The 12,517-nt window shown below is 42.6% G+C and carries 11 protein-coding genes; all 11 read right to left on the bottom strand.

Annotated features, from left to right (window positions below; genetic code table 11):
• Positions 1-58: 58 nt before the first annotated feature.
• A complete protein-coding gene (gene pyk, locus CYCPU_RS0103740) occupies positions 59-1,498 on the bottom strand; it encodes a pyruvate kinase (protein ID WP_020161967.1) in 1,440 nt (479 codons plus the stop codon).
• 78 nt (positions 1,499-1,576) lie between these two features.
• The gene (gene ppnP, locus CYCPU_RS0103735; RefSeq protein WP_015005551.1) at positions 1,577-1,891 is read right to left on the bottom strand and encodes a pyrimidine/purine nucleoside phosphorylase; all 315 of its coding nucleotides are present in this window, start codon (positions 1,889-1,891) and stop codon (positions 1,577-1,579) included.
• Positions 1,892-1,922: 31 nt separating this feature from the next.
• Entirely contained in the window at positions 1,923-3,143 is a 1,221-nt protein-coding gene (locus CYCPU_RS0103730; protein WP_015005550.1) for a tryptophan--tRNA ligase, read from the bottom strand.
• Positions 3,144-3,151: 8 nt separating this feature from the next.
• Positions 3,152-3,811 carry a site-2 protease family protein gene (locus CYCPU_RS0103725; RefSeq protein WP_016389646.1) on the bottom strand — a complete coding sequence of 220 codons (660 nt, stop codon included), beginning with the start codon at positions 3,809-3,811 and terminating at the stop codon, positions 3,152-3,154.
• On the bottom strand, positions 3,811-4,446 hold the full coding sequence (locus CYCPU_RS0103720; protein WP_015005548.1) for an L-threonylcarbamoyladenylate synthase: 636 nt from the start codon (positions 4,444-4,446) through the stop codon (positions 3,811-3,813). The genes CYCPU_RS0103725 and CYCPU_RS0103720 overlap by 1 nt, the downstream gene beginning before the upstream one ends.
• Entirely contained in the window at positions 4,443-5,132 is a 690-nt protein-coding gene (gene tsaB, locus CYCPU_RS0103715; protein WP_020161966.1) for a tRNA (adenosine(37)-N6)-threonylcarbamoyltransferase complex dimerization subunit type 1 TsaB, read from the bottom strand. Before tsaB ends, CYCPU_RS0103720 begins: the two co-directional genes overlap by 4 nt.
• A complete protein-coding gene (locus CYCPU_RS0103710) occupies positions 5,129-7,096 on the bottom strand; it encodes a DNA repair helicase YoaA (RefSeq protein WP_020161965.1) in 1,968 nt (655 codons plus the stop codon). Before CYCPU_RS0103710 ends, tsaB begins: the two co-directional genes overlap by 4 nt.
• A gap of 9 nt (positions 7,097-7,105) precedes the next feature.
• Positions 7,106-7,615 carry a hypothetical protein gene (locus tag CYCPU_RS0103705; RefSeq protein WP_020161964.1) on the bottom strand — a complete coding sequence of 170 codons (510 nt, stop codon included), beginning with the start codon at positions 7,613-7,615 and terminating at the stop codon, positions 7,106-7,108.
• A 1-nt stretch (position 7,616) separates the two neighbouring features.
• Positions 7,617-8,165 (bottom strand): tetratricopeptide repeat protein, encoded by a 549-nt coding sequence (locus tag CYCPU_RS0103700; RefSeq protein WP_020161963.1) that lies wholly within the window; start codon positions 8,163-8,165, stop codon positions 7,617-7,619.
• Between the two features lie 6 nt (positions 8,166-8,171).
• Positions 8,172-10,529 carry a penicillin-binding protein 1B gene (gene mrcB, locus CYCPU_RS0103695; protein WP_020161962.1) on the bottom strand — a complete coding sequence of 786 codons (2,358 nt, stop codon included), beginning with the start codon at positions 10,527-10,529 and terminating at the stop codon, positions 8,172-8,174.
• Positions 10,530-10,605: 76 nt separating this feature from the next.
• Positions 10,606-12,444 (bottom strand): EAL domain-containing protein, encoded by a 1,839-nt coding sequence (locus tag CYCPU_RS0103690; protein ID WP_020161961.1) that lies wholly within the window; start codon positions 12,442-12,444, stop codon positions 10,606-10,608.
• Between the last annotated feature and the right edge of the window lie 73 nt (positions 12,445-12,517).

Below are 12,517 nucleotides of genomic sequence, written 5' to 3'. Positions count from 1 at the left end.
GCTAGCTAATGATACTGAGTCTACCACAGCAAATGCTTGGCAATTAAACCCTATCAAGCTACTCTACCTTCTTTATTTTCATGGTATCTGTTCCACCATGCTGCCCTGTCAGCTCACCTGCTGTAATAATAACCAAATCGCCCTTGGTCACTATTTCAAGCTGCTGCAATTTTGTTATTGCCGCTTCATTAACATCCTTAGCATGACCTAGTGGCGCTTTTAGCAAAATGGGCACCACACCTCGATACAGCGTCATACGGCGACAAACGTCACTATTTGGCGCCATTGCAAAAATAGGTATTCCTGAACTAATTCTAGACATCATTCTCGGCGTACCCCCCGACTCAGTGAAGGCAGCTATAGCGGTAATATCTGTATGATTAGCCACATACATCGCAGATAACGCAATGGCCTCATCAATTTGCCCAAACGCTTTACCCATACGGTGGCGCGAACGAGTCGTTCTTGGCTGACGTTCGGTTTGTTCGCAAATACGCCCCATTGCCTCCACGGTTTGAACAGGGTACTGTCCAACTGATGTTTCAGCCGATAACATCACAGCATCTGTACCATCAGAAACGGCGTTTGCAACATCAAACACTTCTGCACGCGTAGGAATGGCGTTATTAATCATCGACTCCATCATTTGTGTAGCGGTAATAACTACAGTATCCCTATCTCGAGCCATCCTAATGATATGTTTTTGAACCGGGGGTAAGTTAGCATCACCAATTTCCACACCCAAATCACCTCGTGCGACCATAACCGCATCAGATGCATCTACTATTTCTTCCAGCACATCCAGGGCTTCGGCCCGTTCGATTTTAGCAATTAAATGCGCTTGGCTACCGGCCGCTTTAACCAACGCACGCGCTTGATGCATATCTTCTGCAGATCTTGGGAACGACACGGCGACAAAATCCACCCTCATCTCAGCAGCCGTCTTAATGTCTTGCTTATCTTTGTCGGTTAATGCATTGGCGGATAAGCCCCCACCTTGTAAGTTAATGCCTTTGTTATTTGACAGCATCCCGCCCACAACGACGGTACACTTGATTTTTGAACCATTAACAGCCTCGACATCCAGCACGATACGTCCGTCGTCTAATAATAGACGATCGCCCTCAGTCACATCATTGGCTAACGGTTTATAATCACAACCAACTTGGGTGATATCACCTGCTGTTGATGCTAACGCTACATCTATCGTAAATTTAGCCCCCTCTTGAAGGCTTACTTTTCCATCCTCAAAACGCGCTATACGAATTTTTGGTCCTTGCAAATCAGCCAAGATACCGACATGACGGCCAAGTTTTTCTGATAAGTCTCTTACCGCTTGAGCACGTTTTCTTTGTTCATCTGCATGGCCGTGAGAGAAATTCAAGCGAACGACATCTACGCCCGCTTTAATTAATTTTTCTAAAACATCGGGTTCATCGGTAGCTGGACCCAAGGTGGCAATAATTTTAGTCCGTCTAGGTTTTCTAAAAGGAGGCATACTCTACTCGTTCATTAAGAAATAGTGCTTAGAGTATAGCGTGTAGATGACAGTTTTATGGCAACAATAACCCACACGTTATTTAAAATATGAGCAACAATAATCTGTCGGCTCATGAACTTTTAATTGAAAATTAGCATTCGCCGGCACATCAAACGATTCGCCACCTTTAACAGCTACCCACTCTTGCGAATTTGGCAATAACACATCGAGTTGCCCAGCTAAAATCTCCATCACCTCAGCGGCAGCGGTATTAAAGTCATAGTTACCCGGCATCATATAGCCCAATGTTTTTGTCGAACCATCCTCAAATTTAACCGTTCGACTAACCACTTTTCCATCAAAATACACATTTGCTTTTTTAACAATCGTGACATTTTTAAATTCTGACATGTTATTTCCTATTCTGTTTTTTTAACGTCGTTTAAACGTTATTAATACCCATTGCTGACTTTACTTCTTCAAGCGTCTCTTTTGCCAAATCTCTAGCTTTTTCAGTGCCTTCATTAATAATAGAGCGAACAAGCTCAGGTTGCTCCGTGTATTCTTTAGCCCTTTCTTGCATCGGTTTTAGTTCACGTAACACAGCATCAATAACGGGTTGTTTACAATCTATGCAACCAATACTCGCTGACTTACAGCCTTCTTGAACCCAATTACGCACACCCTCTTCTGAATACACCTCATGAAACTGCCATACTGGGCATTTTGCTGGGTCACCCGCGTCTGTTCTACGAACACGCGCTGGATCGGTTGGCATTGTTCTAAGTTTTTTCTCTACCTCTTCTGGTTCATCGCGCAATGCAATTGTGTTGTTATAAGACTTGGACATCTTTTGCCCATCTAAGCCAGGCATCTTTGACGCTTTAGTCAACAAGGCGATAGGCTCTGGCAAAATAACGCGGCCACTGCCTTCCAAATAACCAAATAAACGCTCTTTATCACCAACCGTTATATTTTGTTGTGCTTCTAATAAAGCTCTAGCTACACCCAGTGCTTCTTGATCACCATTTTCTTGGAAAGAACTTCGCAACTTGTTGAATATTTTGGCATTTTTCTTCCCCATTTTCTTAATCGCAGCTTCCGCTTTTTCTTCAAAGTCTAAGCCTCGGCCATATAAATAATTGAAGCGCCTAGCCACCTCACGCGTCAACTCAACGTGTGCCACCTGATCGGCTCCAACGGGGACTAAACCGGCTTTGTATATAAGAATGTCTGCGCTTTGTAAAAGTGGATAGCCTAAAAACCCATACGTTGCTAAATCCATTTCTTTGAGTTTTTCTTGCTGGTCTTTATAGCTCGGAACCCTTTCTAACCACCCCAGCGGCGTTATCATAGATAGCAACAAATGCAGCTCTGCATGTTCAGGAATGCTCGATTGTATAAATAAATCAGCCAAACCATGATCAACACCAGCGGCCAACCAATCAACAACCATATCCCAAGTACTGTCTGCAATAATTGAAGGGTCTTCATAGTGCGTTGTGAGCGCATGCCAATCTGCCACAAAGAAATGACACTTATATTCTTGCTGTAAATCGACCCAATTTTTTAGTACTCCGTGATAGTGACCTAAATGCAATTTGCCGGTTGGCCTCATACCGGATAGTACACGACGATACTGCGCTGGAACTTCTGAACTCACATTTCCTCCTAAATACCCAATATTTTAAAAATACTGGTTTGTAAAAAATAAACGGGCGGACCTAAAATTTTAGATAACCATCCCATTACAATAATAAAGACCAAAATTGGAAAGCCTAAGCGTTCAAGTTTACTAAACTCAATACTGGCTCTCATTGGCAATAAACCAGCTAACACCCGACCACCATCAAGCGGTAAAATCGGTAATAAATTTAACATCATCAGCACCGAATTAATAAAAATACCTGCATAGCCCATGTATATCAATGGCATAGCAAAATACTCATTTTGCGCGCCCATCATATAGCCTATTTTCATGACAACACCCCAACCAATCGCCATTAAAAGATTAGCGAAGGGTCCGGCTAGGGCCACATAAATCATGTCACGTTTGGGGTTCTTTAAATTGTGCCAGTTAACCGGAACCGGTTTTGCCCAACCAAATATAAAACCACCCAATAATAACAAAACCCCAGGCACAATCACGGTTCCGACCAAATCCATATGACTAATGGGGTTTAAGGTTAAACGCCCAAGGCTCTTTGCCGTATTATCACCAAACTGGCTAGCCACCCAACCATGAGCGACTTCGTGAACGGTAATGGCAAAAATAACCGGTAATATCCACACCGCTATTCGACCGACCAAGGTCAATTCGTCCATTGACATTAATGCTCATCCTTACGTGCAATAAAATCAGCAATACCTTTACCTTCTCTAACCACTTCAGGAAAGTCATTATCCCAAACGATCATGGTTGTTGGTTCATACGGAATAACACCCGCATCAACCACAAGGTCCAATACACGGGCTAACTGCTGATTAATCTCATAAGGGTCGGCTATGGCCTCGGTTTCACCCGGTAAGATCAAGGTACTGGTTAACATCGGCTCATTGAGCTCTTCAAGTATTTTTTGCGCAACCAAATTATTTGGAATACGAATACCAACGGTTTTTCGTTTCGGGTGCTGGAGGCGTCGAGGCACCTCTTTAGTTGCCTTTAACACAAAAGTAAACGCGCCCGGCGTTAATGATTTGAGCAGGCGGTACGTATCGTTATTCACTTGTGCGTACATTGAGATCTCAGTTAGATCCCGACACACTAAGGTGAAATTATGTTTATCGTCAATTCGACGAATCTGACGAATACGATCAAGCGCCTGCTTATCACCCAAATGACAAGCCAAGGCATAAGAAGAGTCAGTTGGGTAAGCGATAACACCGCCCCGACGTATAATATCGGCCGCTTGCTTAATTAACCGTGGCTGTGGATTATCGGGGTGAATATTCAAATATTGTGTCATGATTGCTGTTGTGCTTTTTTCTTTGCTACATTATCACGTAAATACACCGGTAATGCATTGTCGGCAGACACCGTTTGCCCATCCCTCACCATGCCGACCGCCAACTGAGCAACCTCTCTTGCTCTTGGCAGCGCGTTTGGTAAAAGCAACAACTCGCTAGCGTTAACTAACTGCGTTAACTCATTTTCATATGTGCCCCAACCGTGTCCAATACCAATCGCCTGTTTACCTTGCGTAACGCTTAACGCTGCTGGCGCAATAACAGACTCATTGGAAACCGCTTTGAGTTGGCCATCAATCCGTTCATATTCGCACCAATATACCTCACCCATTCGAGCATCTAAGGCTGCGTACACTGTCTGACCTTCTACGGGAGGACCCGCCTGATATGCCAACGCGGTAAGCGTAGACACCGGCGCGATCGGTAGCTCTGCCGCAAAGGCTAAGCCTTGAATAACGCCTGTCGCCATTCTAACGCCGGTAAAAGACCCGGGGCCACGGCCAAAAGCTAACGCATCGAGTTGTTGTAACGTCATACCAGCTTCGTTCAGTAGCTCATCGACCATTGGCAAAATCAAGTTACCGTGTTCTCGTGGTGCCACCTGAAAACGGTCTATTACCTCGCCGTTTATCAACAAGGCCGCAGAGCACCCTTCTGTTGCTGTTTCAATCGCTAAAATTTTCATGCTGATTTTATAACGTGTTTTTTATCACTGATTTTTTGACTATTGATACGATGAAAGAATCTCTTCACATCTTTTACATCTTGTGTAATAGGCATCGCTGGCAAGGATTTAATAAACACTTTACCATAGCCTTTGCTTGATAACCGTGGATCACACAACACCAACACGCCTTTATCTTCAACATCACGAATCAACCTTCCCACCCCCTGTTTTAGCGTCAAGGCTGCTGAAGGCAATTGGAAATCTGAAAACGCTGACTGGCCATTAGCGGCCATATATTCTAACCGAGCTTTAGTCACCGGATCGCCAGGCGATGCGAACGGTAGTTTATCTATAATCACACAGGATAAGGCTTCCCCCCGCACATCAACGCCTTCCCAAAAACTCGCAGTACCGAGCAAAACCGCACGCTCAGAACGCCTAAAGGACTCTAACATTTGTTGCTTCGGCAAATCACCTTGCACTAATAATTTAAAGTTCGTTTCAGCCAATAAAATATTAGCGGCTTCTTTTAATGCCTTATGCGAGGTAAATAAAATAAATGCCCTACCTTCACTAGCCTCTAATACTGGAATGATTTTTTCAATCATCGTCGCCGTATAGTGATAATCGCGTGGCTCAGGCATGCCAGTTGGGACATACATCAATGACTGATGCACAAAATCAAAAGGGCTTTCCCAGCTACCCGTTTCAGCATCTTCCAAACCCAATCGTTTAGAAAAGAAATCAAATTTATTATTCACCGATAAAGTAGCCGAGGTAAACACCCAGCTGGCATCACTGGCAAAAGCAAAACTGGCAAATGCCTTAGAAATATCCAAAGGCGTTCGATAAAAAGTAAACGTCCGCTGATACGTTTCGAACCATTGGATCCAATCGTGCTGATCTTGCTTTGAAAAAAGTTTCAGTCGCAGTAGAACATCTTCGCAGCGTTTCCAACACGCCTCTAAACCTTTAGAACGAACAGCCACCTTAGTTAATACTTTAAATAACTGTTCGATACGTTCAATCAGGCAATCTAAGGCTTGCAAGAAGTCTGTACCTTGCTCAAGCTCATCCCAAGAGCCTTTAATAACCGGCTCAGGCAGCACCTTCCGCATTTCTCGTATGTCTTCACTAATTACATGTGTTAAATCAATCAATTCAGGCATATCTGATGCTAATTTTAATTGTTCTGCACTGACATCACCGATCAACGATAAAATTTGACGTGCACTGACCGACACCCCTAAAAACCGAGACGCCGTGTCAATTAATTGGTGGGCCTCATCAACAATAATTAGCTCTGCATCTGGCAATAACTGCCCAAACCCATCATCTTTCAATGACCAGTCTGCACATAAAAGATGGTGGTTAACAATTAATACATCTACTTCTTGTGCTTTTTTTCTGGCTAATACTGGAAAACACTCACTGATCATTGGACATTCTTGGCCCAAACAATTATCTGCTGTTGACGTGACTTGTTGCCAAACGTAAGAATCTTCGGCAACCGATGTTACCTCAGCAATATCTCCCTCTTTTGTTTGATTCGACCACCGTTCGACCTCTCTTAATTCAGCATCCGTCTGTTTGTCAAAGCTAGATGTTTGCATTTTTGCCTGATCAAGGCGATATAAACACAGGTAATTAGACCGTCCTTTCAGCACTGCACCCTGTACAGGTACGTTTAATACCTCACGGATTAACGGGAAGTCCTTTTCGAATATTTGGTCTTGAAGATTACGCGTCCCGGTTGAGATAATTGTTTTCTTACCAGATAAAATGGCAGGAATAAGATAGGCAAAGGTTTTTCCTGTTCCTGTTCCAGCTTCAGCTACTAGATGTGTATGCTGCTCAATAGCCCGCTCGATAGCCTGCGCCATCGACAACTGTCCATCTCGCGGTTGAAAGCCTTTAATATGTTTAACCAGCTCGCCATTAGAGCCAAATATGCTATCGAGGTCGTACAAAGGGTTATCCATTTAAATTTATTAACTTGTTTCATCAGTCCACGCTGATGCGTCCAAACCACCTTCTTTTGTCCAAACCAAGGTAGCAATATTGCGAAACTTTGCAACCGACATAGCGCCTCGCTTCATACGGTTTGAGCTATCATTCAGGTTATCTAAAATATCGCTACGTGTGGCCTCAAAGATATCAAACGGCAGATAATTTTCATCCATAAGCACTAACACAACCGAGTCCCATTCTTTATCTAACTTTAATTGCCCAAGCCGTTGGCCTCGATAATTGTCATTGAATATAGTTCGCGCTTTAATTTGAATTCTTTTTGGCCCACGCCCTTTAACACGTAAGGCATCAAAACCTAGCGAGCGGTCGTCGCCTAACGCTAAGTCTAATAGTTTGCAAGCATCATGTTCAGCAATTTCGTTGCTGACCCCCGGCAAGGGTTTACCTGTCATTTTTTTATAATCTGTGGCCAACTGCCTTGCTTGCTCTATTAATTTATCAACAGAATAAACTTGCGTTGGCTCCGTCATTTTAAAACAACCTATTGGCAGCAACACGTGCTTTTCGGGCATCCTCAGTTCGACCTAAGGTATCATAACAGTCTGCCATCAATAACCAATTGCTACGCTGAAGGCTCGTCTGCCCAGCAGACAATAAGTTAGATTTTTCAGCCAAACTAATCGCTAAGGTATATTTCTTTTGTTGATAACGCACCTTCGCCAATGCATGCCAAACCTGCGGGTCTCTTGGAGAAATACGAACAGCTCGTTCCAATTTTGAAGCCGCCATATCAGGCTGACCAGATTCACTTTGTTGGTACGCACTATCCAGTAAGGCAACTACAGCTGGGTTTTGTGTGGTTTTTGCCTCATCGATTGGTTGATCATAAGACTGCCCCATACCCTCTTGTATAGGCTGCTCATCAATAGGGTATGTTTGAGCCGTTTGTGGCAATGGTTGCGATGGATATGGCGAAGCTTCACCAGTGCGTCCAATCGGAGCAGGTACTTGATTATACATCGACAGATCTGCGCAACCCGATAAAGCTAGCAGCAACGCGATCAAGGTGGTTAATTTCATGATTATTTACATACCGTTCGTTAAGCGATCAAACCAATTCCCAGCTCGCTCTAATGTTCTATTAACCGCCCCAACACAGGGTGAATACTCAGTGGGTTCGGAGCCTTTTATAAACGGATATTGTACAGCATCTTCACAAAACTCATTAGCACGATAGCCGAGTGGGTCTACCCAAGTATACTCAACATTCTGTGGCTTTGTCAGCTCCACGGGCTCTTTTGAAATAGTACTCATAACACTTGACCATACTTGCAATGCGCCGCTAGCGCCGGTTAATTTAGAGGGCCTATTATCGTCACGTCCTAGCCATACAACTGCTAAATAATCCCCGCTAAATCCGGCAAACCAACTATCTCTTAATTCGTCAGTAGTTCCGGTTTTCCCGGCCACCTTGTAGTAGTGAGGCATCTGTCGATAAACTGAGCGCCCTGTGCCCTTCGTCATCACTTCTTGTAAGGCTGTATTAACAAGGTAAACCGCTGATGGGTTTGCCACTTGTCGTACACTTAGCGCATAACGCTGCAAAGCGATATGATCACTAGATGTTACTGACTGGATAGATCGCAATTGGGTAAAAAAGCCTTCGCCTGCTAAAGTTTGATACATTTGCGTTACCTCAAGAGGTGATAGCCGAAGTGCTCCCAACAATAATGACGGGTAAGGCTTAATCGGTCGCCGAATACCTAGCTCTTCAATTGTTCGTTTTACATTTGGCACTTTAAGCGCCATACCCAAGCGAACAGTCGCTAAATTATATGAGTTCGACAAGGCTTCGTGTAATGGCACAGGTCCATGCTCAACCTTGTCATAATTCTCCGGCATCCAAAGTTCACCTGAACGTTGTTTTAAACTAACCGCCTTATCCTCAATCATTGTCGTGAGCGTATAGTCTGCTGGTTGCGATAATGCCGTCAAATAAACTGCTGGCTTCACCAAAGAGCCTATCGGCCTAATTGCATCAAGCGCCCTATTAAAACCACTAAACAATGGATTTCTGTCGCCAATAACGGCAACAATCTCACCGCCCTCACGGCGTGTAATAACCATTGCACCTTGGAGTTTATTTTTTTCAATACCGTACTGCCTATTAAGTGCTTCAAGCTTTTGCTTAAACAGTTTTTCGGCCGTCGTCTGAATATTGTAATCAAGCGTTGAAAAAATATTTAGGCCTTCCGAGCGTAGGTCTTCATCCTTATAATCTCGACTTAATTGACGCTTTACTAAATCTAAAAATGCAGGAAAGCGAGAACTTTTAACCTGCTTAAATGGCGAAATATCCACACCAAATTGTTTTGCAATACGCCTTTGCTCGTCCGGTAGCACTCCAAAGCGAGTCATTTCATCAAGTACTAAGTTTCTGCGTTTTAGCGCTCTTTCGGGGTATCGCCTCGGGTCATAATAAGAAGGGCCTTTGACCAACCCAACTAACAACGCCGTTTGATGTGGCTTTAATTCAATCAAGGGTTTATTAAAATAAAACACACTAGCCATTCCAAAACCATTGATCGAACGCTCACCATCTTGGCCAACAAAAACCTCATTTAGATAGGCTTCTAAAATCTCATCTTTTTCGTAATGAAACTCAATAATCAACGCCATCATGGCTTCTTTAATCTTTCGCCACAAACTCCTTTCTGACGTTAAGTAAAAATTCTTAATTAATTGTTGCGTTAAGGTGCTGCCTCCTTGAACAACGCCTCCAGCTTTTATATTTGCCCACACCGCACGCAAAATAGATTTAATAGAAACGCCGTAATGTTGATAGAAATCGCGGTCTTCAACCGATATCAAGCCGTCAATTAATGTACGTGGCACATCATCAAGCTTTATTAGAATCCTATCTTCTTTGTGACTAGGGTAAAAACTACCGACTCGAACTGGGTCTAAACGGAGTAAGGCTTCAGACTTACCTGTTTGTACGTTTTGAATCGCCGATATATGATCACTTCTAAAGTAAATTTTGACTGTCTTAGATACTTCACGGTCATCAAAGAATTTAAATGAACGTGTTTTTACCGTAAAAGTTGAGCCTGATTGATAGTATTGACCGCCCGAGGTGAATGTCGATGTTCGTTGGTAATGTAGGTCTTTCAATAACGATTCAAATTGCTGTGCTGATAAGGACAGCCCTTGATACAGTTCAACAGGGTTTGCAAACACATGAGCCGGTAACGCCCACCTTTTCCCTTCAAATTGAGTGCGAACAACATGATCTAAGTAAAAAACGTAGACAGCTATCACAACGATTAATAGCAACCCTACTTTCAGGATTAACCTCTTTAGAAAACCACTAGACTGTGGTTTTTTTTGAGGTTTCTTCGTTTTTTTTCTGCTCGATTTTGCTTTAGTTTTTGGCTTAGCCATAGTCAATTTAACAGATTTACAAGGTTACAAAATTTGCACCGCAGCACGGCTGCGTCATCATGTCATAGACTTGGCGTTAATGGGTCATTAATTTTTCGATATCTAACGATTTATTCAACAAACCGTCAATAGAAACATACTGATCCTCTAACAGTTCTAGGCTAGGCTTACCAAGCAGGTAACCTTGAACATAATCCACACCCAACTCTTTTAATACTCGTAATATTTCAGCATTTGAGACATATTCTGCAATGGCTTTCTTACCAAGACTATGCGCTACTTCTATCATTGATTTAACAAGAACTTGGTCAGCATGGTCCACAGCTAAATTATTAATGAATTGACCATCAATTTTTAGATAATCGACCGGAAAGTTTTTAATATAATTAAACGAGCTAAAGCCAGCACCAAAATCATCTAAGGCAAATCGACACCCTAGGGCACGAATTTTAGAAACCATTTCTCGTGTTTTATTGAAATTTGAAACTGCTGCTGTCTCTGTTATTTCAAACGTTAGCCTTGACGGTGAAATCCATGTAGATTCAAGTTTCTGTTTAATAACCGGCAACAAATAATCACCTTGGAGTGCGTGACTGGATAAGTTAATGGTAAAACAAATATTCTCTTGTGTTTTTGGTAAACCAGCGATGTGATCTATCGCATGTGAAACCACCCATAGGTCAATGTGATGGATAAGCCCCATTCTCTCTGCCACCGGAATAAACTGGGCTGGTCTTAACAACTCGCCTTCATCCCCTATCATCCGAAGCAATGTTTCATAATGAGAAACAGACCCATTGGAGAGTTTTACGACAGGCTGAAAAACTATTTTAAATAAGTCTTCACTCAATGCATGACGAATTTTAGGCACCCATTTGGCATCCTCTCTAATGCTAATTAATTCGTCGTTATCACTCTCAAATAAATTAACCCTATTACGGCCCAAGGTCTTTGCAGAATAACAGGCATGATTCGCTCTAGACATCAGTTCACTAGGGCGTTTAATTAATTTTAATGGTTCCAACATCGCGACACCGATGCTGGCTGAAATATTATAAATATTCTCACCCGATTTAAAATCAAACTCATCAATGGTTAACCTTATTTTTTCAGCCAATTGCATGGCCTCTTTTTCGGCTGTTTTACTAATGAAGACTTGAAATAAATTTGAGCCAACTCGTGCAATAAACGCATTATTATCGAGGGTTGAGCGAATTAGGGTGGCTACTTCTACTAGAAGTCGATCACCAGCTTCGTGACCCTCAATATCATTGACGACTTTAAATTGGTCTAAATCAATGTCTAACAAAGCACCATGTTGTTTAAAGTTATTGCATCTTAAAATAGCAAAATCCAATGTTTTTTCTAAGCCACTTCGGTTAGATAACCCTGTCAATTCATCATGCGCTACTAAATATTGTAAACGGGCTTCCATAATTCGTCGTTCAGAAAGCTCCCTGACTAACTTTTCCTCACTTTGAATTCGATCATCTCGTTCACTTTTAAGTGCAAACGCCAGTTCAACTAAAGGCATGAGATGTTTGCCCTCTGTTGGGTAATGCGTCATCGTCGCGGCATTTGCTTTATGACATTGGGCCATCAACTCATCATTAATCGTAATTGCTTTATCTGCGAGTAAAATCAACGGAATGGCATCATGACCATCGAGAGTCGTTAAAACCTGGCTAAGTTTCAAGGGGTCACTTTGAGGCAAGCCATAACTTAAAAATATCATGCCAATCTCGTCTACCTTACCTTGATAAGGACGGATAAGCTCAAAAGCTTGTTCCTGGCTTGATGCACAAATTAAATTTCTATAACCACCGGCTGATAAAATATCCTGCAGCGTAGACAAGCGGCTCACCTCGTCTTCGATGATTAGAATAGCTTGTTGCTTTGGTATTTGTTCCGTCATTTCAGTCGCCTTTTCGAGCTGACTATCCGTTATTTTAAAACAACAAGCAACGAATAATTATCAAAATATATAC

Origin of the sequence: Cycloclasticus pugetii PS-1 (genome assembly GCF_000384415.1) — a bacterium.
Lineage (GTDB): Bacteria > Pseudomonadota > Gammaproteobacteria > Methylococcales > Cycloclasticaceae > Cycloclasticus > Cycloclasticus pugetii.
This window is presented reverse-complemented; position numbering and strand designations above follow the sequence as displayed.